Source organism: Bacillus vallismortis (genome assembly GCF_040784915.1).
Lineage (GTDB): Bacteria > Bacillota > Bacilli > Bacillales > Bacillaceae > Bacillus > Bacillus subtilis_G.
On the sequence record NZ_CP160797.1, the window covers coordinates 3,452,372 to 3,477,580 of the forward strand.

Annotated in this window: 26 protein-coding genes and 1 other RNA gene; 6 read left to right on the top strand and 21 right to left on the bottom strand. The window is 44.6% G+C overall.

Annotation, left to right across the window (positions count from 1 at the left end):
- Positions 1-357: 357 nt before the first annotated feature.
- The 9 genes from helD to csoR form a co-directional block, all read right to left on the bottom strand.
- Positions 358-2,682, bottom strand: a complete 2,325-nt coding sequence (helD, locus tag ABZM97_RS17295) for an RNA polymerase recycling motor HelD (protein ID WP_367387014.1) — start codon at positions 2,680-2,682, stop codon at positions 358-360.
- Positions 2,683-2,874: 192 nt separating this feature from the next.
- Positions 2,875-3,483 (bottom strand): trimeric intracellular cation channel family protein, encoded by a 609-nt coding sequence (locus ABZM97_RS17300; protein ID WP_087991133.1) that lies wholly within the window; start codon positions 3,481-3,483, stop codon positions 2,875-2,877.
- Between the two features lie 182 nt (positions 3,484-3,665).
- Positions 3,666-4,082: a disulfide oxidoreductase gene (locus ABZM97_RS17305; RefSeq protein WP_087991134.1), complete on the bottom strand. Its 417-nt coding sequence runs from the start codon at positions 4,080-4,082 to the stop codon at positions 3,666-3,668.
- Positions 4,083-4,087: 5 nt separating this feature from the next.
- The gene (locus ABZM97_RS17310) at positions 4,088-4,756 is read right to left on the bottom strand and encodes a DsbA family protein (RefSeq protein WP_087991135.1); all 669 of its coding nucleotides are present in this window, start codon (positions 4,754-4,756) and stop codon (positions 4,088-4,090) included.
- 121 nt (positions 4,757-4,877) lie between these two features.
- Positions 4,878-6,986, bottom strand: a complete 2,109-nt coding sequence (locus ABZM97_RS17315; protein WP_367387015.1) for a heavy metal translocating P-type ATPase — start codon at positions 6,984-6,986, stop codon at positions 4,878-4,880.
- Positions 6,987-7,249: 263 nt separating this feature from the next.
- Positions 7,250-7,732: an IS200/IS605 family transposase gene (gene tnpA / locus ABZM97_RS17320; protein ID WP_333561836.1), complete on the bottom strand. Its 483-nt coding sequence runs from the start codon at positions 7,730-7,732 to the stop codon at positions 7,250-7,252.
- 362 nt (positions 7,733-8,094) lie between these two features.
- The gene (gene copA / locus ABZM97_RS17325; RefSeq protein ID WP_367387502.1) at positions 8,095-10,506 is read right to left on the bottom strand and encodes a copper-exporting P-type ATPase CopA; all 2,412 of its coding nucleotides are present in this window, start codon (positions 10,504-10,506) and stop codon (positions 8,095-8,097) included.
- A gap of 83 nt (positions 10,507-10,589) precedes the next feature.
- Complete coding sequence (gene copZ, locus ABZM97_RS17330; protein ID WP_087991138.1) at positions 10,590-10,799, bottom strand: copper chaperone CopZ; 210 nt, start codon at positions 10,797-10,799, stop codon at positions 10,590-10,592.
- A 74-nt stretch (positions 10,800-10,873) separates the two neighbouring features.
- Positions 10,874-11,176: a copper-sensing transcriptional repressor CsoR gene (gene csoR / locus ABZM97_RS17335; RefSeq protein ID WP_087991139.1), complete on the bottom strand. Its 303-nt coding sequence runs from the start codon at positions 11,174-11,176 to the stop codon at positions 10,874-10,876.
- A 127-nt stretch (positions 11,177-11,303) separates the two neighbouring features.
- Here csoR and ABZM97_RS17340 point away from each other — a divergent pair, with 127 nt between their 5' ends.
- Positions 11,304-12,380: an oxidoreductase gene (locus ABZM97_RS17340; protein ID WP_087991140.1), complete on the top strand. Its 1,077-nt coding sequence runs from the start codon at positions 11,304-11,306 to the stop codon at positions 12,378-12,380.
- 38 nt (positions 12,381-12,418) lie between these two features.
- On the opposite strand, the gene azoRB is transcribed toward ABZM97_RS17340, so the two are convergent.
- The 6 genes from azoRB to ABZM97_RS17370 all read right to left on the bottom strand — a co-directional run bounded on the left by azoRB (position 12,419) and on the right by ABZM97_RS17370 (position 16,633).
- On the bottom strand, positions 12,419-13,054 hold the full coding sequence (gene azoRB, locus ABZM97_RS17345) for an FMN-dependent NADH-azoreductase AzoRB (protein ID WP_003235159.1): 636 nt from the start codon (positions 13,052-13,054) through the stop codon (positions 12,419-12,421).
- Between the two features lie 540 nt (positions 13,055-13,594).
- Positions 13,595-14,251: a GntR family transcriptional regulator gene (locus tag ABZM97_RS17350; RefSeq protein ID WP_087991141.1), complete on the bottom strand. Its 657-nt coding sequence runs from the start codon at positions 14,249-14,251 to the stop codon at positions 13,595-13,597.
- 7 nt (positions 14,252-14,258) lie between these two features.
- Positions 14,259-15,206: a DMT family transporter gene (locus tag ABZM97_RS17355; RefSeq protein ID WP_087991142.1), complete on the bottom strand. Its 948-nt coding sequence runs from the start codon at positions 15,204-15,206 to the stop codon at positions 14,259-14,261.
- A gap of 100 nt (positions 15,207-15,306) precedes the next feature.
- Positions 15,307-15,708, bottom strand: coding sequence for a YvaD family protein (locus tag ABZM97_RS17360; protein ID WP_289348190.1), 402 nt, complete (start codon positions 15,706-15,708; stop codon positions 15,307-15,309).
- On the bottom strand, positions 15,705-16,064 hold the full coding sequence (locus ABZM97_RS17365) for a multidrug efflux SMR transporter (protein ID WP_087991144.1): 360 nt from the start codon (positions 16,062-16,064) through the stop codon (positions 15,705-15,707). Before ABZM97_RS17365 ends, ABZM97_RS17360 begins: the two co-directional genes overlap by 4 nt.
- On the bottom strand, positions 16,061-16,633 hold the full coding sequence (locus ABZM97_RS17370) for a TetR/AcrR family transcriptional regulator (RefSeq protein ID WP_087991145.1): 573 nt from the start codon (positions 16,631-16,633) through the stop codon (positions 16,061-16,063). Before ABZM97_RS17370 ends, ABZM97_RS17365 begins: the two co-directional genes overlap by 4 nt.
- Before the next feature lie 384 nt (positions 16,634-17,017).
- Between ABZM97_RS17370 and arr the strand changes: the two genes are divergently transcribed.
- The gene (gene arr, locus ABZM97_RS17375) at positions 17,018-17,434 is read left to right on the top strand and encodes an NAD(+)--rifampin ADP-ribosyltransferase (protein WP_367387016.1); all 417 of its coding nucleotides are present in this window, start codon (positions 17,018-17,020) and stop codon (positions 17,432-17,434) included.
- A gap of 472 nt (positions 17,435-17,906) precedes the next feature.
- Here arr and ssrA read toward each other — a convergent pair.
- The 5 genes from ssrA to secG all read right to left on the bottom strand — a co-directional run bounded on the left by ssrA (position 17,907) and on the right by secG (position 22,530).
- Positions 17,907-18,269: a transfer-messenger RNA gene (ssrA, locus tag ABZM97_RS17380) on the bottom strand.
- Positions 18,270-18,446: 177 nt separating this feature from the next.
- On the bottom strand, positions 18,447-18,917 hold the full coding sequence (smpB, locus tag ABZM97_RS17385) for an SsrA-binding protein (RefSeq protein WP_087991147.1): 471 nt from the start codon (positions 18,915-18,917) through the stop codon (positions 18,447-18,449).
- A 144-nt stretch (positions 18,918-19,061) separates the two neighbouring features.
- Positions 19,062-21,407 (bottom strand): ribonuclease R, encoded by a 2,346-nt coding sequence (rnr, locus tag ABZM97_RS17390; protein WP_087991148.1) that lies wholly within the window; start codon positions 21,405-21,407, stop codon positions 19,062-19,064.
- Positions 21,408-21,425: 18 nt separating this feature from the next.
- A complete protein-coding gene (locus ABZM97_RS17395) occupies positions 21,426-22,166 on the bottom strand; it encodes a carboxylesterase (protein WP_141113388.1) in 741 nt (246 codons plus the stop codon).
- Between the two features lie 133 nt (positions 22,167-22,299).
- Positions 22,300-22,530 (bottom strand): preprotein translocase subunit SecG, encoded by a 231-nt coding sequence (gene secG, locus ABZM97_RS17400; RefSeq protein ID WP_003220028.1) that lies wholly within the window; start codon positions 22,528-22,530, stop codon positions 22,300-22,302.
- 149 nt (positions 22,531-22,679) lie between these two features.
- Between secG and ABZM97_RS17405 the strand changes: the two genes are divergently transcribed.
- Positions 22,680-23,450 carry an alpha/beta fold hydrolase gene (locus tag ABZM97_RS17405; protein WP_087991150.1) on the top strand — a complete coding sequence of 257 codons (771 nt, stop codon included), beginning with the start codon at positions 22,680-22,682 and terminating at the stop codon, positions 23,448-23,450.
- A gap of 39 nt (positions 23,451-23,489) precedes the next feature.
- Here the strand turns inward: ABZM97_RS17405 and ABZM97_RS17410 are convergent, their stop codons facing one another.
- Positions 23,490-23,723, bottom strand: coding sequence for a helix-turn-helix transcriptional regulator (locus ABZM97_RS17410; RefSeq protein ID WP_009968172.1), 234 nt, complete (start codon positions 23,721-23,723; stop codon positions 23,490-23,492).
- A gap of 152 nt (positions 23,724-23,875) precedes the next feature.
- Here ABZM97_RS17410 and rghR point away from each other — a divergent pair, with 152 nt between their 5' ends.
- The 3 genes from rghR (at position 23,876) to catR (ending at position 25,151) form a co-directional block, all read left to right on the top strand.
- Positions 23,876-24,283, top strand: a complete 408-nt coding sequence (gene rghR / locus ABZM97_RS17415; protein WP_087991152.1) for a transcriptional repressor RghR — start codon at positions 23,876-23,878, stop codon at positions 24,281-24,283.
- Positions 24,284-24,311: 28 nt separating this feature from the next.
- Positions 24,312-24,731, top strand: coding sequence for a helix-turn-helix domain-containing protein (locus tag ABZM97_RS17420; protein WP_148962775.1), 420 nt, complete (start codon positions 24,312-24,314; stop codon positions 24,729-24,731).
- A gap of 93 nt (positions 24,732-24,824) precedes the next feature.
- Positions 24,825-25,151, top strand: a complete 327-nt coding sequence (catR, locus tag ABZM97_RS17425; RefSeq protein WP_003220037.1) for a catDE operon transcriptional regulator CatR — start codon at positions 24,825-24,827, stop codon at positions 25,149-25,151.
- The last annotated feature ends 58 nt before the right edge of the window (positions 25,152-25,209 follow it).

The window sequence follows — 25,209 nt, forward strand, 5'->3', positions numbered from 1 at the left end:
GCATCTAATTGAACTTTACCGGAATACTAGGTTTAAGTAAAATATATTTACATGATGATAACTATTAAGATTCCTAATGATAAAACCGCTTTGTTTCTTTCATTTAAATAGAAAAAGAGAAGGACGTCCTTCTCTACACAAATAAACGTAGCTTTAGGGTTTTGTCATCTTTAACCCTTGAATTCTAGGAAGGACGTACATTGGGGCAGACTTCTGCAGGATGGGGTGACAGCGGCGTTTGGGCAGGATCTCGAGCATTTAGCCGCTGAGTTTTTTTCAAGTGAGCACCAATACGCACGCTTGACAACAAATGCGAGGGTTTGTCGGCACGCTAAAAAGAGAAGGCTCCCCTTCTCTTCACTCAGCATTCTGATATAAGTGAGACGGCACGGCCGTTACAAACGGACTTGCCTTACCTGTATATAACACCGCCAGCATATGCATCGCCCGGGTGCAGGCAGTGTATAAGAGCCTGCGGTCGTGCTCTGTTTGATAATGTTCTTCCGATGCATCATAGACAAGGACTGCGTCAAACTCAATTCCCTTCGCTAAATAAACCGGAATGACACAAACTCCCTTTTGAAATGTTTGATTTTCTTTATGAATCAGCCGGATATCTATATATTCGCTTATGTAAGCGTGCGCCTGTATGCATTCCTGGGCAGTCTTGCAAATGACGGCGATCGTTTCATGCCCTTGCTTCTTGAGCCGTTCCATTTCTTTCGTGAGCTTTTGACAAAGGTCCTCACGCCCTTCGGTTTTGAAAACGAGAGGCATTTCCCCGTTTCTGTTAAAAGGCTCAATGTCCCCTCCGTCCTGAAGCATCGCTTTTGTTAGATCGACAATCTGCCTTGTCGATCTGTACGTTCTCTTTAAACGAATATATTCAGCCGGCTCACCTTCAAAGCACGCATCCATATACTTTGCGCCATGTATGGTATGGGCGTATATGGACTGATTGATATCACCGAGCACTGTCATGCTGGCGGCCGGAAAAATGCTTCTCATGTAAGCCATCTGAAACGGTGAATAGTCCTGAGCTTCGTCGATAAAAAGATGTTTGATCTTCGTATTTTTCTTTCTGCCTTCGATCAAATCCTGCATATAAAGAAACGGCGCCGCATCCTCATAGAGCAATTTATTTTCCGCAAATGCCGATCGGGTCAGCGCTCCTATCGCTGCCGTCTCCGCATGCTGAAATTTCCCTCCCCAGCTGGAAAACAAATGCAAATACAGCTGTTTGACATCCAGAAACGCAAAGAGCCTGACCGCCTGTTTGAGCGGATTGAACGCCTTTTTCACAATGATGGCGGCAAGCAGTTGCTGCTCTCTTTGATAATCGTTAAACGTGCTCTCACTGAACTGTTTCCTTTCCTGGAGTTTTTTGTACACGTCCAGGTAATCCTCTTTGTCGAGCAGCTCAGCTTCCTGAACGACCCAATCCTTACGCCGTTCCTTTTTCTCAAATGTATTAAGTTCACTCAGCAGCCACTTTGCCGTTTGCTCCATCCGGTTCGGAATGGACTGGTGTTGATCCAATGAGTAAAAATAGGATTGAATTTGTTCCTTTGTAATCAGTTTTTGTCCGCGGAAGACGATATTTTTAAAGATCATCCCTTCGGAGGACAGCCGGCTGACGTATTCATCAATGAATTCCTGAAAAGATAAGCTCGCCTTCCATGTGATTGCCGTAAGCCTTGACGGAAAACCGCCTTTCTTTGATTCGCTCAGGCAATATTCGAGCTGATCAAAGGGGCTTTCACATAGGAACTTGCGGCCAAGCCGGTGCTCGATATATTCCTGAAACGTCGCCTGTTCCATATTCTCTTCCCCTAACTCAGGCAAAACAGAGGAGACATAGCTGTTAAATAAAAAGTTTGGAGAAAATAAAACGATTTGTCCGGCATCAATAACGCCGCGGTACCTGTATAACAAATAAGCGACGCGCTGGAGTGCTGCCGATGTTTTCCCGCTGCCAGCTGCTCCCTGCACGATCAGAAATTTGCTTTTTTCATTACGGATAATCTGATTTTGTTCTTTCTGAATTGTAGACACGATGTTTTTCATTTGGGTATCAGATTGATGGCTCAAGACCTCTTGCAGCATTTCATCACCGATCGTCATATCAGTATTAAACATTGCCTTGAGAGCGCCGTTTTTAATGATAAACTGGCGTTTCAGCACCATTTGGCCTTCTATCGTTTCGCCGGGCACTTCGTACTCCGCTTTTCCTGGGGAATAATTGTAGTACATACTGGATATCGGCGCCCTCCAGTCATAGATCAGAAAGTGTTCCTCCTTCTCATCCATGCAAGAAGCTAAACCGATATAAATTCGCTCTGCCTGTTCCTCTCCGTTTTCAATAAAATCAATCCGGCCGAAATAAGGCGATGCTTTTAATTGATGAATTCGTTTGAGCTGCTGATCCATACGCCGATGATTTCGTTCCCGATCAGACAGCAGCTCCGCCTGCTGCTTAATGCTTGCCATCGTTTCAACCGCTTCATGGGTATCATCAAGATTGACCGTAACATCCTCCCAAAAGCTTTTTCTTAATCCGATAATATCATGCTTTAACCCGCCTGCAGACGTTTCCAGAAACCGCTCTTTTCGCCCGAGCTCCTGCAGTACCTCATCTATTCTTGACTGTTCTTCCTTCCATTCCTTATCCTGCTGATTCATGGACGGCACCTCCAGAAAATAGTTGACAAATTCAGATGAAATACTGTAAAATAAAATTGGATATATATTATAAATATGATAAAAATAAGCAAATACAATTTATCTTAGCACATTTACCCAATATCAATCAAGGTTTGGGTTATTTATATGCAAAAAAACCGATTTGAAATTGAAATCGGTTTTTTTATGATGTTAGTTATCTAAGCGAAAAGAACGGTTTGGCAGCTTCCAATTAAACATATAGGAACAAACGCGGCAAACAACGAGCACGAAAAACAGAACGTACAAGCCAAATGAGTTTCCCAGCCAGCCCAAGCCGACGATTAAACCGCCGAGAGCCGCCCAGACCGCATAAATTTCCGCTTTCAGCACAAGCGGTTTGCGTCCGGCAAGAAGATCGCGAATGATTCCGCCGCCGCTTCCTGTCAGGACCGCAGCCACGATAACGGCACTAAGCGGATGACCCATTTTGACGGCATACAGTGCGCCTTGGATGGCGAAGGCCGCGAGACCGATCGCATCTGATAAGTTGCCCCACTTGTTCCAATGCCTCAACAGCAGCTTCGGAAACAGAAACACAATCGTAATGGAGAGGAGGGCGATTTGAAAGTACGCGCCCTGCTCCCATAAAGCCGACACCGGAACACCAATCAGCAAATTGCGGATCGCTCCTCCTCCAAAAGCTGTGACAATCCCTAATATATAAACTCCTAAAATATCATATTCCTCTTCCATCGCAACAATTGCGCCGCTGACTGCAAACGCAATGATGCCAATCACACTGAGCAGCTCCCAAGCCATTCTGATGACTCCCTTTATGTTTGTTAAATTTTCTGACGACCTCTAGATTTTATAATCGCTCAAGCGTAAAATCAATAACATTTTCACAATAAAAAAAGATAAATTTAGAGGGAGTACACCAAACGCTATTGAGCTGTCATTTACAGATGAAAAAACGCCCGGCATAAGCGGACGCTTTTTGGTTATTCAGATTTTTCGCCTTTCAGCAGACACATAAAAACAATAATCAGGATAAAAGCAATCAGGGCCAGAAATGGAATGGTCATAAAACCGAACCAGTTAATATATTGGCCTGAGCACGGCACGCCGCTTACACACGGCTTAATGCCGGAAAAGCCCGGCACTTTCTGCTCTAAGTAATGCATAATCGAAATAAATGCCCCGATAATCGCCATCGGAAGCGCATATTTTTTCACGCGTGTGTCCCCTTGAAAGGTGGCGATTCCTAAAATCAAGACGAGCGGATACATGAGGATACGCTGGTACCAGCACAGTTCACATGGAATGAACTTTTTGATTTCACTGAAATACAGGCTGCCGAGCATAGCGGTAAGAGCGACAACCCAAGAAGCATATAAACATACAATTCTATTTTTCATATGATTTACTTCCCTTTCAGCTCTTTTTCTATCGTTTCTTTGATTTCATCATAATCTGAGAAATCGCTAATCACTTTATCATTAACGTAAATCGTCGGTGTGGCGTTTATGTTCATTTTTTGATTAAGTTCGGAATCTCTTTCCACTTGGGAAGCGAATGTTTCCTTATCAAGATTGTCCTTGAGCGTCTCAGGATTGACCTTCGTGGTGCTTTTGGCAACATCACCGAGAACGGCCGGGGTCACCCATTCCTGTTCTGTATCCGGCTGTTTGTCGAACAGCTTTTCATGGAATGCCCAGAAAGAGTCAGGATCTTCTTTCCATACTTCTTCTGATGAAAGAGCCGCTAATATTGAACCTTTTCCATGGAACATGACGTTCACGAATGAAAATTTCACATCGCCCTTATCAATAAAGTCTTTCTGTATTTTTGGGAAGATGTCACTGTTAAACATTTTACAAGACGGACATTTATAATCTCCGAATTCAACTACAGTTACCGGTGCATCATCCTTGCCGAGCACAGGCTGGCCTTTGATAGACGGCTGTCCGGAAACCGCTTCATTGCCTTGTTCCGTTTTGTTATTAATAATGACAATGGCTGCTAACAAGACAACAACCACAACCGTAAGGATGACCGCGAATTTCGCAGAAGACTGCTGTTTCTTTTTCACTCCGACACCTCATCGTTTTAAAATTATAAAAAAGAAGCGGATCGCAATTGACCCGCTTCTTTATTTTAACAAGACAAGCGCCGATAAGAAAAGCCCGAAAAAATGAATTCTCTCCGACAATTTATCTGTTTTTGAGACGCATAACGCGCATGGCGTTTGCCACAGCGAGCAGCGTAACGCCGACATCTGAGAAAACCGCTTCCCACATAGTTGCAATTCCGAATGCTCCGAGAATGAGAAAGATCGCTTTCACGCCTAAAGCAAAGCCGATGTTTTGCCACACGATCCGCCGTGTCCGTTTGGCAATCCGAATCGCTTCGGCTATTTTTGAAGGCTGATCTGTCATCAGCACGACGTCTGCTGCTTCTACCGCGGCGTCTGAGCCAAGGCCGCCCATGGCCGCTCCGATATCCGCGCGCGCAAGCACCGGCGTATCATTGATGCCGTCACCGACAAAAATGAGTTTTTCATTTGGCGAAAGCTTGGCTTCTAATGCTTCAACCCGCGCGACTTTATCCTGCGGCAGCAGCTCCGCATATACCTCGTCGATGCCAAGCTGTTTTCCGACGGCTTCTCCCGTTTGTTTTGAATCACCTGTCAGCATAATTGTCTGTTTGATTCCAAGCGACTTCAGATCAGCAATCGCCTGTGCCGCGTCTTCTTTTGCTTCATCCGCTATGATGATTGCTCCCGCATAATGTTGATCAACAGCAATGTGTACGATTGTTCCTGCTTTTTGATCCGGGACGCCTTTAATCTGTTCTCTTTCCATGAGCTTCTGATTCCCAGCAAGGATTTCTGTTCCGTTTACTTTTGCAAAAATGCCGTGGCCGGATATTTCCTCATATGACTCTATCGCGTCAGAGGAAAGCGTCTTTCCGTAAGCTTTACGCACAGATTCAGCAATAGGATGCTGGGAATGAAGCTCAGCATATGCCGCCGCTTCAAGTAATTTTTCCTTTGTAAATCCTTCTGCGGGTTTAATTTCTGTCACTTCAAAACTGCCTTTTGTTAATGTTCCTGTCTTATCAAACACCGCGTATTTAACTTGATTCAAGGCTTCTAAATAATTGCTTCCCTTCACAAGCACTCCGGCCTTAGAGGCTGCGCCGATTCCGCCGAAGAAACCGAGCGGTATAGAGACAACAAGCGCACATGGACAAGAAATCACTAAGAAAATAAGCGCGCGGTACACCCAATCGGAAAGTGCGGCGCCGGGAATAACCAGCGGCGGGACAAAGGCCAGCAATACCGCGATGATCACGACAGCAGGTGTATAATACTTGGCAAACTTCGTGATAAAGTTTTCTGTCCGGGCTTTACGGCTGCTCGCATTTTGAACCAAATCTAATATTTTTGATACTGCAGATTCCTGATAGCCCTTTGTGACTTCAATATGCAGAACGCCGTTTTGATTGATAAAGCCTGACATCACATCTTGTCCTTCTGTAGCTTTTCTTGGAAAAGACTCACCTGTCAATGCAGACGTATCAACCATCGCTGATCCTTGTACGACCTTACCGTCAAGGGGTATGCTTTCTCCGGGATTGACCACAATGATGTCTCCTATCTTTACGTCCTCTGGAGAAACCAGTTCGATGCCGTTCTTTGTTTTGACATTGGCGTAATCAGGCCGTATGTCCATTAACGCACTGATTGATTTTCTGGAACGGCTGACCGCGGCTCCTTGAAAAAGCTCACCGATTTGGTAAAACAGCATAACGGCAACGCCTTCAGGGTATTGCTTAATCAGAAAAGCGCCGATTGTGGCAAGGGCCATTAAGAAATGCTCATCAAACACCTGACCGCGGCTGATGTTTTTGATTGCCCGGATGACAATATCACCGCCGATGATCAAATAGGCAGCGAGGAAAAGGAAAAATTCGATTGTTCCGGAATGAACGACATATGCCGCTGCTCCTAAAATGACAGCAACCGCCATTCTGATCAGCATATTGATCATTCGATTGCGATAGCCGTCTTCAGCTGATTTCTTTTTATGCTTTTGGCGAACTGTTACATGCGGATCGATTGATTTTACTTTTTTCTCTACCTTATTGGCGACCCATTGCTCTTCTTTCCCACCGGCTGAGACAGTCAAGGTGCTTGCCGCAAAATTTACCGCGCATCCGTCAATGCCTTTTATGCCTTTAACTCCGTTTTCAATTTTTTGGGCACAATTACTGCAATCCAAACCGTCCAGAATGTATTCCTGTTTCACTAGTCTCACCTTACCTTCCGATTTAGGGTTCCCTCTTCAAGCGTATCAATGAGTGTCGGCAACGAAATTATATATATGAGCATATAATCATATAATTGATTACATTTATTATATGGCTTTTACCAAGAAAGTGTCAATGATAATCACCACCCGTGATAACGGGTGGTTTTCTCTGCGGCTGAAAGCCTTTGTTACTGACCAAACCCTAAAGGGCTTCTGAATGGTTCGCCTTATGTACTACTTTTTCTGGCCAGACCTCAAAGGCCTTCTCCTTATTTTCGTTTCTTTTTCTTGACCTCTTCACCTGTGAATGGATCGATGTATTCCATCATCGTTAATTGTTCCGCAACGATATCATCTTGTATCTGATTTCGTATATATTCTTCTATTACCTTTTTGTTTCTTCCTACTGTATCTACGTAATATCCAGTACACCAAAATTTCCGGTTTCCATATCTGTATTTCAAATTTGCGTGTCGATCAAATATCATTAAACTGCTTTTACCTTTTAAATATCCCACAAATGCCGATACGCTTATCTTTGGCGGTATGCTCACTAACATATGGATATGATCTTTACACGCTGTTGCTTCGATAATTTCGACTCCTTTCCTTTCACATAAGGTTCGAAGTATTTCCCCAATATCTTTTTTGATTTTCCCATAAATGACTTGCCTTCTATACTTCGGGGCAAATACGATGTGATACTTACAATTCCATGTTGTGTGTGCTAAACTGTTAGTGTCTTTTGACATAAAAAACTCCTCCGTATGTTGATATTTTGGTTGGCGAACCAAAAATATTTTAGCACCCGGGGGAGTTTTCTTAATACAACGCTGAAAGCTTTTTGGAACCCTAGGCCTAGCCTAGGGTTTTCTTTTTCACAATAAACAAAAACCGGCATATCGCCGGTTTTTCGGTTGTTGACAACATGATTGAACACCCTTGAAATCTAGAAAGGACGAGCATTGGAGCAGACTTTCACAGGATGTGATGACGGCGGCCTTTAGACAGCACGTCTGGAATTTAGCCGCCGTTCCATTCTTTCATTGAGCACCAACGCGCAGGCCTGACAACGAATGCGAGGGTTTGTCGATAAGCTGAAAAACCGGCATATTTATTTTACTTTTTGCAGACGCAACGCATTCAGAACAACGGAAACGGAGCTGAATGCCATTGCTGCTCCCGCTATCCATGGCGCTAAAAATCCGAGCGCTGCGATCGGGATGCCGAGGCTGTTATAGCCAAGCGCCCAGAATAAGTTTTGTTTAATGTTTTTCATCGTTAATCTGCTCATGCGGATTGCATCAGCAATGCTATTCAAATCGCCGCGTATAAGCGTAATGTCCGCTGTTTCCATGGCAATATCCGTGCCTGTTCCAATCGCCATGCCGATATCGGCTGTAGCTAGCGCCGGCGCATCGTTAATTCCGTCGCCTACCATGGCCGTCTGGCGCCCTTCTTTTTGCAGGCGGGAAATTTCTGCCGCCTTTTGTTCAGGAAGGACTTCCGCAATGACACTCGTAATTCCCGCTTCCTTCGCGATGGCTTCTGCAGTTCTGCGATTGTCACCTGTCATCATGATGACATCCAAGCCTAACGCATTCAGACGGGCCACTGCCTCTCGTGACGTGTCTTTTATCGTATCGGCAACAGCTACAAGCCCCGCGGCTTCACCATCAATCGAGACAAGCATAACCGTTTTCCCTTCTGCCTCAAGTTCTTCCATTTGGGCAAGAAGATCCCTATGTTCGATCTGTTCGCTCTCCATTAACTTTCTTGTGCCGACGAGAATGGTTTTGCCTCCGGCTTCAGCCAAAATGCCTGCGCCTACCTTTGCTTCAAAGCTGTTCAGCTTCGGTATTTCAAGCCCTTTTCCTTTCACGCCGGCAACAATCGCTTCGCCGAGCGGATGCTCCGATCCCGTTTCAGCTGCCGCCGTAAACTGAAGCAGTTCTGTTTCTTCAAAATGGCCGAATGGAATGGCATCTGTCAATCGCGGCTTCCCGTTTGTCACAGTTCCGGTTTTATCGAGAACAATCGTATCGAGACGATGTGTTTTTTCTAAATGTTCGCCGCCTTTAAAGAGAATCCCGAATTCAGCCGCGCGGCCAGATCCAGCCATAATGCTCGTCGGAGTGGCAAGGCCCAGCGCACAAGGGCAGGCGATGACGAGCACCGCAATAACCTTACTGATCGCTGCTGCAAAATCACCGGGAGCCGCCCAGATATACCAAATGAGGAAAGTGAGAAGGGCAATCCCCAATACAATGGGGACAAAAATGCCAGATATCTGATCAGCAAGACGCTGGATCGGCGCTTTTGACCCTTGTGCTTCCTCGACGATTTTAATGATATGAGAAAGCGCGGTATCCTTTCCGACATTGACAGCTTTGATTTTCAGAAATCCATTTGAGTTAACGGTTGCGCCTGTCACGCTGTCACCCGGATTTTTATCAACTGGAAGGCTTTCTCCTGTAATCATCGATTCATCTACAGCCGAGCGGCCTTCAATCACTTCTCCATCGACAGGAATTCGTTCGCCCGGTTTGACGTAAACAATGTCGTTTACCAGCACTTCTTCTATGGGTATGATTTGCTCCTGTCCGTCTCTTAAGACAGTCGCTGTTTTCGCTTGAAGCTTCATCAGCTTTTTAATGGCATCCGAAGAACGGCCCTTTGCTTTTGTTTCAAACAGCTTCCCTAACAAAATCAGCGTCAGCAATATCGCGCTTGTTTCATAGTAAAGGCCGGCTGTATGGCCATGGGAACCGAGGCTTTGGATCGTAATATAAAGGCTATAAGCATAAGCAGCCGTCGTTCCTAGCGCAACCAACACATCCATATTGGCGCTTTTATTTCTGAGCGCCTTATACGCACCCGTATAAAACGGCCAGCCGATCAGAAACTGCACTGGAGTCGCCAGCGCAAACTGCATCCACGGATTAAGGAATATATCCGGCACCCAAATGAACGAGGTAAATGTAAAATGGCTCACCATCGCCCAAAGTAGCGGAAACGATAGAACCGCTGAAAAGATCAGTCTCGCCGTTTGCTTCCGTTCTTCTTTCTTTTTAGAAGCTGCGGAATCCCGTTGTTCATCGCCTTTCAGCTTAAGCTTATATCCCAGTTTATCTATCGCTTCTTTCAACTCGCTGACAGACGCTTCTTTTGGATTGTACTCGACCGCAACCGTTTCTAAAGCGAAGTTTACAGGAGCATTTGTGACGCCTTCTATTTTGTTAAGTCGCTTTTCAATCCGATTGGCGCAAGCCGCACACGTCATGCCTTCAATATCGAATTCAGCTTTTTCTGTTATGACGTGATAGCCCAGCTTTTCAATTTTTTCCTGAATCGCTACAGCTCCTGTTTCAGCAGGATCGTAGGTGACATTTGAGGTTTCCGTTGCCATATTGACATTGGCATCCGTGACACCCGGCATCCGCTTGAGGCCTTTTTCAATTCTGGAGGCACATGCCGCACAGGTCATACCAGATACCTGCATCGCAATTTCCTTTTGTTCACTCAACATACTCACTCCTTTATATACACCAGGGGGGTATATAAAAATGAAAGAAATACCGCGCCTTCATAAAGGCGCGATACCTTGAATCAATCGGCTACATCATAGCCCTGATCTTCTATCGCATCCGCAATGTCTTTGACTGATACTTTGTCAGCATCAAACGAAATATCGACTTTTCCCGCTTCCAGATTGACATGCACAGCACTTACCCCATCCAGTTCTCCCACGCTCGTTTCTACTGCTTTGACGCAGTGCTGACATGACATTCCTTCAACTTGCAATGTTTTTTGGTCCATATGAATTCCTCCTGTTTGTTCTTTCTATTTTTATGCTACCATACCCCCGTAGGGTATTACAATATAAAAAGACTTTATGATTTTGTGAACTTTTTAAATACGTCCAATAGCTCAGAAATGGCTTGGTCCCCGTCTCCGCTTTTGATGGCATCCGCTACACAATGATGGGTGTGGTCCTCAAGCAAGTGGAGAGCCACCTTTTGCATCGCCGCTTGAACAGCAGATATCTGCACAAGAATATCTACACAATACCTATCGTTTTCCACCATGTTTTGAATACCTCTGACTTGGCCTTCTATCCGCTTCAGCCGGTTTGTAATTTGATCCTTTTCTTTTGAGCTTTTATGGTTTAATGTTTTATGTTCGTTATGCTCCATGTGCACACCCCTGTTTCTTATATTCATTCCCATTATACTGATTGTCCAAACTGTTGTCTAAGCTTGACGCGGCAAAAAAATGAATCAGTTAGGTTTTACCATTTGATCAGAAGGGTATATACCTTTTATGAAAACGCTTTTAAAGGAGAGAAGAAAAGTGGATACGATAAAGGTTGGGGTATTAGGGTACGGGCTGTCTGGTTCGGTTTTTCACGCGCCGCTGCTTGCTGTTCTGGATGAGTATCACATCAGTAAAGTCATGACATCGCGGACAGAAGAAGTGAAACAGGATTTTCCGGATGCAGAAGTTGTGCATGAGCTTGAGGAAATGACAAATGATCCGGCCATTGAACTTGTCATTGTCACCACCCCGAGCGGCCTTCATTATGAGCATGCCATGGCATGCATTCAGGCCGGAAAACACGTTGTAATGGAAAAACCGATGACAGCGACAGCTGAAGAAGGGGAAAAATTAAAGCAGGCTGCCGTTGAAAAAGGCGTATTGTTAAGTGTCTATCATAATCGGCGCTGGGATAACGACTTTTTAACGATAAAAAAACTGATCGCTGATGGATCCCTTGAAGATATCAATACATATCAAGTCTCCTATGATCGCTACAGTCCTGAGGTTCAAGCACGGTGGCGGGAAAAAGAAGGCGTTGCCACTGGTACGCTGTATGATCTCGGCTCTCACATCATAGACCAGGCCCTCCATTTGTTCGGAATGCCGAAAGCTGTTACGGCAAACATGATGACCCAGCGTGAAAACGCCGGAGCCGTTGACTATTTTCATTTGATAATGGATTACGGCAAGCTCCAAGCCATTCTTTACGGAGGATCGATCATTCCGGCAAACGGCCCCCGTTATCAAATCCACGGACAGCATTCCAGCTTTATCAAATACGGAATCGATGCACAGGAAGACGCACTCAGAGCGGGAAGCAAACCGGAGGATGACAGCTGGGGTGCGGATGACCCCGCTTTATACGGACAGCTGACAACCATTCATGGCGAGAACAAAAAAACAGAAACCATTCCATCGGTAAATGGCTCTTACCTTACCTATTACCGCAAAATAGCGGAAAGCATACGGGAAGGCGCCGTGCTGCCTGTCACTGCTGAAGAAGGTATTGATGTCATCCGCATCATTGAAGCCGCGATGAAAAGCAGCGATGAAAAACGGACCATTATGCTGGAGCAATAAACAAAAGCCTCCCCCTTTTATCAGGGGAGGCTTTTTCATTAGAATGTTTTTCCTGCTTCTTTCGCACGCGCGATCGCATCTTCTTTAATTTGCTGTGCTTTATCAGGCTCGGCATTATGTCCCTCTACAAAAATACCATCGAAGGATGGAACGCCGAAGAAATTCATCATGATGCCGATGTAACGGTGGCCCATTTCCATTTCAGCCGCAGGGCCCTCTGAATAGTAGCCGCCGCGCGCTTGAATATGAATCGCTTTTTTATCAGTTAACAAGCCGATAGGTCCTTGTTCAGTGTATTTGAATGATTTTCCTGCAACCGCTACAGAATCAAGATACGCTTTCATCACTGGCGGGAATGAGAAGTTCCATAAAGGAGTCACGAATACGTACTTATCAGCAGATGCAAATTGATCGCTAAGCTCTCCCAGACGGCCGACTTTCGCTTTTTCACTTTCAGAAAGCTCTTCAAAGCCTGTGCCTGACTGAAGCTTTCCCCAGCCGCTGAATACATCCGCGTCAATGTGCGGGATATTTTCTTTGTACAAATCGATATGTACAACTTCATCATTTGGGTTCGCTTCTTTGTAAGATTCGATGAACGCTTTACCTGTTGCCATACTGTAAGAAGTTGCTTCATCATGCGGGTGAGCAGTGATATATAATACTTTTGCCATATTTACCAGCCCTTTCGTTTTTAAAAATCACACATCAATTATTATCATACAGATGCATTATGATTATTCTGTCTCTCTTAGTCTTTATTATAGAGATAGTGAAAATTACTTTCAAGTAAAACATCTTGAATTAAAGATTATTTAACCCTTTTAAACAGCTTACTTTTCAAAAGCTGTCCGCAAGCTGAAATACAGGCGGAGAGCTCTTTGCTGATCTTCGGGTAATAAGAACATGCGGCACTTGTTGTCCGCCGGCATCCTTTTCATCAAAGCGGATTTCTCAACTTGTTTAAAAAACGTCCTCATATAAATTAATGACAAAACCCCCGATGCTTGCAGTTAAACCATAATCCGTATGATCCGCCAATGCGCCGATCAGCACAGGAAACCCCGAAGAGATGCGATGCTTGGCATGGTTCTTTGATTGTCCCCAGCAGTTTAAAATCTTTTTCTATGAATGTACGGAACTCTTCTCGTTTATCTGCTATAGCATGCCCCAAAAACGTAAAGCAGGCAGAGACCGTACCGTCTCTGCCTGCTTTACCTCAATTTATCCGCAATATCCTGAATCGGCTTGATCCAGTTGCTGTATGTCAGCTCGGCCGCTTTTTTCCGATCCTTCTCTTTACACGCCTGAATCATTTGTTCATGTTCTTCAATCGAATTTTGCGGCGATTTGAAAAAAAGATATTCGAGTCGAAGAATATGCATATGAAGAACAGATGTGAAATTGCGGATATATTCATTATCGGCCGCATCAATCATGACATCATGGAACGCTTTATCAAGCTCAAGCGCTTCATAGATTTCATTTCGGTCAATCGCCGTCTTCATTTGTTGATTGATCGCTGCCATCTCCTCCAAGTGCGATGACTGAATGTTTTCGATAGCCAGTTCGGCAGCGGTGGATTGCAGAGCCGCCATTGGCGGATACACCTTGAAAACATCGTTTTTTTCAATTTGAGAGATTCTTGTTTCTCTTCCCGGTGACATTTCAACAAAACCTTGCACCGCCAATAATTGCAGAGCTTCTCTGACTGGCGTTCTGCTGACGCCAAGCGCTTTCGCTAACTCGTCGTCGTTGATTTTTTCTCCGGGAGCAAGAATGCCTTCCACAATCCACTTTTGAATTTGTTCCAACGCAATCGTTTTAGCAGTTTGTCTGACAGGCTTCGAGATATTTGACGGGATGGGCATAAAAGAATCACCTCTGAATATTGGTTTGTTTTTTTAACGCCGCTGGTTTGCCGGCACTCTTTTTTTGCGATAAAACAAAAATCATCACCAAAATACACGCCGCCCCTAGCGCTTGGTATAAACCGAAGGACACACCGAGCCACAGAATAGAGGATGCCACTGCGGCAACCGGCTCAGTACACCCAAGCATGCTCGCTTCTTGCGGAAATAAATATTTCAAACTGGTCAAATACATATAAAAACCCAATAGCGTTCCGAAGATCACAATAAAACCGACTAATAAGCTCGCAGACACTGTCCATCCCTGCATATCAACGTCCCATGGGGGATGGATAAAGCTCATGCCAATGCCTCCGATCAGCATTCCCCAGCCAATCACGAGAGCAGATCCCCAGTTTTTCAAAAGAGAGCTGGAGTAAAGCGTATAAAAGGCCAAAGCCGCGGCAGAAAGCAGCCCCCATATAATAGACAAGGACGAAACGGTTAAATGATTGACGCTGCCATTGGTCAGCAGTAAAAAAGTGCCTCCCAAAGCCAGCACAAGCGCGCAAATATCCGCTAACTGAAAGGAATTCTTTCTGGTCACAAGCAAAAACATCATAATCAAAACGGGCGCCAAATACTGTAGCAGCGTAGCCACAGCAGCATTTCCGGTTCCGATTGAAGCTAAAAATGTATACTGAACGCCCAGCATGCCTGCAATCCCGAAAACAATCAGCTGGATAGCCGATTTTTGATCCTTCCATATCGCCCACACCGCACGTCTGTTGTTACCGGCAGATATGATGATCAGCAGAAGCAGACCTGATAAAAGCAAACGTACGGTGACAAGCCACTCCACCGACACATCACTTGTTTCAAACAAATGCTGGGCAGCCGTTCCCGACAATCCCCAAAAGGCAGCTCCGACAATGACCATAAAAAAACCGTACATCCGTTGTTTTTGAGTCGCCAACGTCCATCCTCCTGACAGGTAATTGATATGCAATATATTATATATTATATCGTTTCACTTTTCTGAAAACAATGGTTTTGCAAAATAAAAACAGCGCCTGTCAGCACTGCTTTGTTGTATGACCCTCCTTTAAGAGAAGATGAATAAAAAATAAAGGATAAATCAATAGATACCCATTAAACACCCACCAAACAAGATCGAAGTCCAGGCTGAAAGTCCAGAATGAAATCGCCTGCAGACCTGAACAACAGGTCAGCACAAGAGAAATCAGCGCCATCAACTTCCAGTCAGTACTGTTCTTCCGTTGCAAGTACAAGCTGTACAATCCTGTGATAGAGATTAGAATATCCAGCGGAAAAAAGGACCAGTTCCAGGCGATCATAAACGGATTTTCATGATGTTTAAAAGCCAAGCTTTCCGGTATCAGGCCAAACCCTGCTGACAGCCAGTACAAGATAAAACCGATATCAGTCACGAGAAAAAACAGTTTCATATATCTCATTTGCACTGCCCGCTTTTATGTATCGGCTCAGACTTGGCACTTTGCTCGATCAGGTTTAAAGACACAACACCAGCGATAATCAATCCGATTGAAATGAGTTTCATGACGCTAACATTCTCTTGAAAAAATAAAAAACCAACGACTGTAATCAGGACAATTCCCATCCCTGACCATACAGCATAAGCAACAGATACATTAATGGATTTTAGCGTAAGCGTCAGAAAGAAAAGACTGCCGCCATAAAAGAAAATCAACAGCACACTGGGAGTAAGCTTTGTAAATCCCGACGATAGCTTCATGCTGACCGTCCCGGCAACTTCAAACAGAATCGCTAAGCATAGAAACACCCAATTCACGTAGCATCAGCCTCCCCATCAGCTGTTATGCCGTTAAACAATACATCTACAATCGATTCAAGAACCTCTCCTGTCGAAAATTGGTGTTTGAGCGGATATTCGGGGTCATACACTTGATTGATACTCCCTATATACATGTGAACAAACAAGTCCGGATTGATGTTACTGATTCTTTTTTGCTGTTTGCACTCATTTAATAATTCAAGAACAACCGTCCATTCTTCCTTAATAAACGTGTCTAATGTAAGCCACGCATCGTAATGATATTTCTTCAGTTCACTTAATAATCCCATATTCAGCATTTCCATCCCCTGCGGAAGACCGATCAGCATTTTTTTCACTTTTTGAAGCACGTCTAAACTTTCATTTTCATAGATTTCTCTTTCCATTTGCTTCATCTCTGCGATAAATTGCTCGACAACCGCTTCCGCAAGCTTGTCTTTTGATGAAAAATGAGCATAGAGCGTCCGCTTGCTCGTTCCCAGCATTGTTGCCAAATCATTCATCGTAAATGAAAATCCTTTCTGCCTGATCAGCCGGATGGTTTCCTCAAGAATCCTTTTTTCCACATTAATCCCCTCGCCTTCGGTACCAAAAAAACTTTATCGGTACCGAAATTATACGTCAGAAACTTATGGAAATCAATCATATATAAAAAACCTCTCCTTTTGGGAGAGGTTCTGCTTTATTGTCAGTATGTATGGAGAAGGTGGCAGTCTATCGCCTTGATATGGTTATGTTTTAAAATCATTACAAAACGTTGATATAGAAGTTTTTTCAGTATGGTGAAAATTTTTTATGATTTTGTTACCAAAGTGTTACCACAAACCAATACATCTTAGTCTCTACTTACATTATAACCCTATCTAAGGATTATTTATAGACTGTTTTTTCGCTCTTGTCCTGCCTTATACTGTTATACGCAAGTCTAAAAGTATAAGGGATGTGGCTATATGAATGACAAAAAAAATGTCTTAGATCCTGGTCCGTTTTTTCATGGCACTAAAGCAGAACTGAAAATTGGAGACCTGCTCGAACCGTTGTATTTATCCAATTATCAGGATAAAAAATCTAACCATATCTATTTTACTGGAACATTAAACGCTGCTAAATGGGGGGCTGAATTAGCAAGATCTAATTCAAAAGAGAGAATTTATATTGTAGAACCATTAGGCGATTTTGAAAATGATCCGAATTTAACTGACAAAAAATCCCCTGGAAACCCAACACGTTCTTATAGATCTAAATCTCCTTTGAAAATAGTAGCTGAATTAGGTTCATGGGAAAGGCATTCCGATGAAGAAATAAATCATATGCTTACATCTTTACAAAAGTTAAGTGAAGAAGGAAAAAATGTAATATACGATTGATTATCACATTATTAAAACTCCTGCTGAATGCCCGTTAAAGACTTAACTAATTTGTCATTATAAGCAAGATTTTAAAAAGTGTCTGGGCAAACCGAGATGATTTCAGATCCGGGGCTGGGGGAGTTTGTATGATGGGGTTAATGGGAAGAGTTCCCCTTACAGGTGGTGGACGGCGTCCACGGTCTTCAAGAAAAAGGGCATCCGCGAAGGATGGCTTTTTTCTTTTTAGCAAAGGCAAACACAGGGAATAAGTTTGAGTTTGTTTCGGAATTTAGGATATTTGTGGTTACTCCTGATCACGGAGTGCCCAGTTATACGCACCAAATTTTTTGAAGCGTTTCATGATAAAACTCCTGCTAGGGTTTTTGGTTCTTTTTAGCATAACGACCAGTATAATTGACTGAATGTACGAAAAAACCGCAGTGCCCTCGAAAGCTTTAAAAGCCTTGATAGCACTGCGGTTTCAAAGTATGTATGGAGACGGTGGGAGTCGAACCCACGTCCAGAAACATCGATTACTTAAGCGTCTACGAGCGTAGCCTGCATATTTATGGTTTCACTCATCTTCTTGCCTGCGGGCGGGCCTTCCGAGAGCTAGTCTGTTCATCTCTTCTTACGTTCTCAGACAGGAACGCAAGCGTAGCCTACTTGGATGTGCTCTTCACAGACACATAGGCAATGTCAGGAAGAGCTCGCTGCGCTTATTAGGCAGCTAATGCTACGTTTTGGTTAAAACTGTTAGTTTTGCCAGTTATATTTAGGTGCGTGTTTACGAGATCGCCTCTCGGCTCGCAGCTCAAGCTCGATCCATCCCTGTCGAATCCGTAACGTCCCCTTGGTATAAGGGAAATACGGGAGAAAATAATCAAGCTCTCACTCAAACTGGCTACAGTCTTATTATAACATGATCACGGCTCTTTTCAATTGTCAAATCCTTCAAATGAATAGCGCTGTGATCTGATCGTGTACACAGTATAGCACAGGCCTGATTTTTGAATCAAGCACGATGCCTTTAGAAGCCTTTTTGACTGTCTCTGAACGCTCTTTCGATTTCCCGCTTCGCGTCCTTCCGCTTCAGGTCTTCCCGTTTGTCATAGTTCTTCTTCCCTTTTCCAAGGCCGAGAAGCACTTTGGCAAAGCCGTTTTTTAAATACAGCTTCAGCGGAACGAGAGAATAGCCTTTTTCCTTTGTTAGCCCGATCAGCTTATTAATCTCCTTGCGGTGCATTAACAGCTTTCTCGTCCGAAGCGGATCGTGGTTATAACGGTTTCCCTGCTCATACGGGCTTACGTGCATATTGTGGAGAAACACTTCTCCCCGTTCGATTTTGGCGAAGGAATCCTTAAGGTTTACGCGGCCGGCGCGAATCGATTTGATTTCGGTTCCTTGCAATGCGATACCTGTTTCATAGGTTTCTTCTATAAAATAATCGTGATTGGCTTTCTTATTTTGAGATAATACTTTTCCTGACCCTTTTGGCATGCCAGAACCTCCTCTCTCTAAGGAAAAACTGTTCACCTTTTGCGATACGCTCTATTTTACCAAATGTCACGTACCTCTACAATGAAAAGCTGTTTCCGAAAGAAAGCAAATAGAGCGCAGCGGCCCTATTTGCTGGTTGAGCTGTTATTTCTTCTTTTTCCGTTTCTGTTTCGGCGCGTTTTGAAAGCCGCGTTTTTTCTTTTTCGGCTTCGGCTTCGTGAACCATTCCCCTTTTTCCTCAGATGGAGCTGGAGAAACAGGTGAATTGGTGCTTTGGACGCGTTTTCTGGCAGGCTTTCCGCGTTTTCTGCTCTGGCTCTGGCTGCTGTCCAGTTCCCTTGGACGACGCGGAGAGCCTTTCATGCCGACGATTTCAAAATCAATATTGCGCTCGTCTTTATTGACATCGACCACCTTGACCGTGATTTCATCTCCAATGCGGAAGACGTTGCCTGTCCGCTCGCCGATCATTGCAAAATGCTGCTCGTCAAAGCGGTAGTAGTCATCTGTCATAAAGCTGACATGCACGAGTCCTTCGATTGTATTCGGCAGCTCGACGAACATTCCGAAGTTTGTTACAGAGCTGATCATGCCGTCAAACTCTTCACCGATTTTATCCAGCATGTATTCCGCTTTTTTCAGATCATCCGTTTCACGCTCGGCGTCAACAGCCCGGCGCTCCATTGTTGATGTATGTTCGGCGATATCCGGCAGGCGTTCAGCCCACTTTTCCTGTGTCGCTTCATCGACTTTGCCGTTGATTAAGTACGTTCTGATCAGACGGTGGACGATTAAGTCCGGGTAACGGCGGATCGGCGATGTGAAATGTGTATAGAATTCCGTTGACAGACCGAAGTGCCCTAAGCTTTGCGGGTCGTATTTCGCCTGTTTCATCGAACGGAGCATGACAGTGGATATCACTGTTTCTTCAGGTTTGTCACGCACAGCGTCCAGAACGCTTTGCAGCGCGCGCGGATGAATATCTCCCGCCGTTCCTTTCACGACATAGCCAAATGTCGTCACGAATTCCAAAAACTTTTGCAGCTTTTCAGCGTTCGGCTCTTCGTGGATCCGATATATAAACGGTACGTTCATCCAATGGAAATGCTCCGCTACCGTTTCGTTCGCCACAAGCATAAATTCTTCAATCAGCTTCTCCGCGACTGAGCGTTCTCTGATGACAACGTCTTTAACCGCTCCTTCGTCATCGACAAGCACCTTTGCTTCTTTGAAATCAAAATCAACGGCGCCGCGGTTCATCCGCTTATCGCGCAGAATTTGAGCCAGGCGCTCCATGTCTTTAAACATTGGAACAAGAGGCTCGTATTTTTGTTTCAGCTCTTCATCATCGTCAACAAGAATTTGATTCACATCTGAATACGTCATTCTTTCCGTTGTTTTGATGACACTTTGGAAGATCTCATGCTCCGTGACCTGCCCTTGGCTGTTAATGGTCATTTCACAAGAAAGTGTCAAGCGGTCAACCTTTGGATTTAAGGAACAGATGCCGTTTGACAGTCTGTGCGGAATCATCGGGATGACACGGTCAACCAAATACACACTCGTCCCTCTTTCAAGCGCTTCTTTGTCAATCGGCGAGTTTTCGGTTACGTAATGGCTGACATCGGCAATGTGAACGCCAAGCTTATAGCTTCCGTCATCAAGCTTCGTCACGGTAACCGCATCATCCAAATCCTTCGCGTCCGCCCCGTCAATGGTGACAATCACCTGGTCACGAAGATCACGGCGATCTTTCAGATCTTTTTCGTCAATGGTGTCAGGCGTACTTGATGCCTGTTCCATGGCGTCGGCAGGAAATTCTCCCGGCAGGCCGTGCTTATGAATGACCGATAAAATATCAATGCCCGGATCATTTTTATGGCCGAGAATGGTTTCAACCTCGCCCTCTGCGTTCATGCGGCCTTCTGGATAGCTTGTCAGCTTGACAACAACCTTATGCCCCTCCGCTGCTCCGTTTTTCCCATTTTTCGGGATAAAGATGTCACTCGTGATTTTTTTGTCGTCCGGAATGACAAAGCCGAAGTTTCTTGTTTCTGTATACGTACCGACAACCCGCTGAATCGCTCTTTCTAAAATGCGGATGACGGTTCCTTCCTGTCTGGAGCCGTTTGACTGTGAATTTAGCCGAACCATGACGATATCGCCGTTCATTGCTGTATTCAGCTCATTAGGCGGAATAAACACATCGCTTAACGATGTATCCTCAGGCAGCAAAAAGGCGAATCCTTTTGCATGCGCTGAAATCTTTCCTTTTATTAAATTCATCTTCTCCGGAATGCCGTAGCGGTCGCTTCTCGTTCGTACGATAAGCCCTTTGTCTTCCAAGGCGACTAACGCTTTAACGAGCTCTTTAAACTCCTCGGCTTCCGTAATATTTAACATCTCCTCAAGTTCTTGAACGGTCAGAGGCTTGTACGCCTCTTCCTTCATAAACGAGAGAAGCTTATCCATAAATGCTTCTTTTCCCATTATCCAACCTCCTGTTCATTACCAATCGATCTTCTCTAAAAATTCATACACATCCTGATGGACGAGGTCACGTTCTTTGTCCAGCGTAATGACATGGCCTGATTCCTCGTACCATTTCAGCTGTTTATCATCGGTTTCCACTTCGTTGTAAATCATATTGGCGCTATCTGTATTAATCATGTGATCATGTCGGGCCTGTACCACAAATGTCGGTGAATAAATCATATCGACATTGTTCCGTACATCGGCAATTAATTCTTGCAACGCCTTGAGCGTGTTCATCGGCGTTTTTTCGAATTCCTGCATTTCCTCTTCAATTTGCTCCGGGCTTTTCCCCTCGAATTTTTTGTAATTGCGAGCGTATGAAAGGACGCCCTGGTACATGACCTCTTCACTCTTAATATGCATTGGCGCGCACATTGGGACAATTCCCTTTATGGGTACAGTGTAACCCAATTTCAGCGAAAAAACCCCGCCAAGCGACAGTCCGCAGGCAGCAATGCTCTCATAGCCTTCAGATTTTAAGTATTCATAGCCGTCCATGACGTTTTTCCACCAGTCTTCAGGCCCCGTATGTACAAGTTCTTCAGGAGGTACGCCATGTCCTTCATATTGAGGCGCGTGGCACGTATAGCCCCGTTCATTCAAGTAACGTCCCAGCATTCTGACATCCGCTGTATTTCCTGTAAAGCCATGCAGCAACAGCACCGCTTTGTCTCCGCCTTTAAATGTAAATGGTTTTGGTGTCACAACTTTCATGCTCATGTCTCCCTTTCTATCTGCACGATCATTTTAGTTTTCCACAGTTTGATCAGAAAAAAACGCTCTGAATTTATCAGCCAGAAACGTGAAAAAGGCCTGACTTCACATCAGACCTTATACAAACATTGCCCTATAGGATATAAGCAAGCGCAATCGTTAACACGAAAAACAAGACTGCCAGCACAACCGTGATGCGGTGCAAAATCAAATCAAGACCTCTTGCTTTTTGTTTCCCGAAGAGCTGCTCCGCTCCGCCTGAAATCGCACCAGACAATCCGGCGCTTTTACTGGATTGAAGCAAAACGACAATAATAAGTGCAATGCTGACGATAACCAATAAGGTAATCAAAACCGCGTGCATCCCATACACCTCCAGACTCACTGGCCTACATTACTTCTATTTTACATGAAAAGGGTTGGCATGTCACGCTGTATCAGACGCCAAAAGACGGGATAAGGCGTTTTATCTTGGTTACCCTATTCATATAAAAAGTCAAAAGGAGAAAAATAATGCCCCTTATCAGCATAGCCAGCAGAAAACATCTTTATTATGAGGAATATGGACAGGGAATTCCGATCATTTTTATCCACCCGCCAGGCATGGGACGCAAGGTTTTTTATTATCAGCGCCTTCTCTCCGAGCATTTCAGGGTGATTTTTCCCGATTTAAGCGGCCACGGTGACAGCGATCATGCGAATCAGCCAGCTTCTATTTCTTATTACGCAAACGAGATCGTGCAATTCATGGATGCTCTGCACATTGATAAGGCTGTGTTATTCGGGTATTCCGCCGGCGGCTTAATCGCGCAGCACATCGGCTTTACCCGCCCGGACAAAGTGTCGCATCTTGTTCTGTCCGGCGCTTATCCTGCTGTTCATAACGTAATCGGGGAGAAAATTCACAAGACTGGGATGTATCTGCTCGAGAAAAACGCCGGTTTACTCATTCGCATCCTCGCCGCAAGCCACACAAAAAACAAAGAGCTTCGAGCCATATTGACAGGCCATATGAAAAAAGCAGACCTGGCTCATTGGCATCAATATTATCAGGATTCACTCCGTTACAACTGCATTGAACAGCTGCCTCATTTACACATGCCGATGCTGTTTATGTATGGCGGCCTGCGGGACTGGACCTTCCCCGCCTCAGGCTATTACCGCAAAGCTTGCAGCCATGCCGAATTTTTCAGATTGGAATATCAGGGGCATCAGCTGCCGACAAAACAATGGAAAACATGCAACGAACTGGTGACAGGGTTTGTGCTGACACATCATTCTTAGGATAGAAAACGCTCGGTATCTCCTTGTGTTTCCTACCTTCTATTGACTTTTGTCAACAAAATCATAGTAAAAAAGATCCTCGAATTTCAAATTAAAATAGTGAAGCATTTTACCGATCACTAGCTGTCCCGGCCGTCTTTCTCCATTCAGCACGCGACTCAGTGTGGCGGGTGAGACTCCGATTTCCAGCGCAAGCTGGTTAAGGGAATAATCGTTATTGACCATATACTGCAAGACATAATCACGTCTAATCTGTATCTTTTCTACTGGCACTTTCCTCACCTTCCGTTCTTGAAAATACTTTTTTCTATACTTTTACATTACGGCTTATGTTAACTTTTGTCAATACATTTCCAGCCTACCTATTCCCTTTAGTCAATAAACATACTAAAATATGAGTAACAGTGAGGGACGGGGTGAGACATATGGAAAACTTTGGCGAACAATTGCGGGCATTGCGTGAAGAGAGAAAATTAACAGTCAACCAGCTGGCAACTTATTCAGGCGTAAGCGCGGCCGGCATCTCCAGAATCGAAAACGGCAAACGGGGCGTTCCAAAACCCGCCACTATCAAAAAGCTGGCGGAGGCTTTAAAAATTCCTTATGAAGGGCTTATGTATAAGGCTGGTTACATCGAAGAAGCACATGAAGCAAGGGCTCCTTATGAAACGAAGTGCAAGCTGCTTGAAAAAGCAGAGGCCTATGACTTGAAAAACCTTGCTCTTCTTGAGACTGAAAAGTGGCAGTATCTCAATAAAGAAGACCTGCTCATGCTGGATCATTATTTTTCGTTTATTTCAGACGAAGCCAAAAAACGGTCAGCTGATGACTAACTCTTGATAGAAATGCGAGGCGATCACCATGTCACCATTCGGACAGCAATTACGGGAGCTGCGCCGCGCCCGCAAACTGACAGTGAATCAGCTTGCGGTGTACTCAGGCATCAGCTCGGCCACCATTTCAAAAATTGAAAACGGCAAGCGGGGCACGCCAAAACCTGCAACCATAAAAAAACTGGCGGCCGTACTGAAAGTGCCCTACGAAAACCTGATGGCTGCCGCAGGCCATATACGGGCCTTTCCAGAAGAAATCCGCGAAGCTTCGGAAAGCTATCAGTCCGTTTATGACATTTACCAGACGGCTGTCACTCGCGGAGCGGAGCACCTCCCGATTTTCAACAGCAAAAAATGGGAACTTCTCTCAAAGCAGGATATTGAAAATCTCAGCAAGTACTTTGATTTTTTAGCTTCGGAAGCGAAAAAGCGCGCCTCCTCTTCATAATCCCCTGTTTCTCTCTTCATGCATTTTATCAATCACGCTTGCATACCTTCCCTCGTTATTTGCGTTATAATAGTGACAGACGAGGTGAAAAGTATGAACCAATCAGAAATGTGTCCTAGATTTGAAAAAGCAGTCGACATCTTGAGTAAACGCTGGGTCGCTTTGATCGTATTTCAGCTCTTGAACGGGTCGCAGCGATTTAGCGAAATTGAAGCAGCACTTCCAAATCTAAGCGGCAGAGTTCTGTCAGAACGGCTGAAAGAACTTGAGCTTGAAGGAGTAGTGAAGCGGGATGTCATCCCGGAAACTCCGGTTCGCATCGAATATTCATTGACCGATAAAGGAAAGGCGTTAGCCCCCATTTTGGGTGAGATTTCAAAATGGGCGACGGATTGGATTGACCCTTCCTTTCTAGACTAATTGCTAAAACGGTTCTGATCTCAAAGACGAGAGAAGGACCGTTTTTTTATTTTTCATT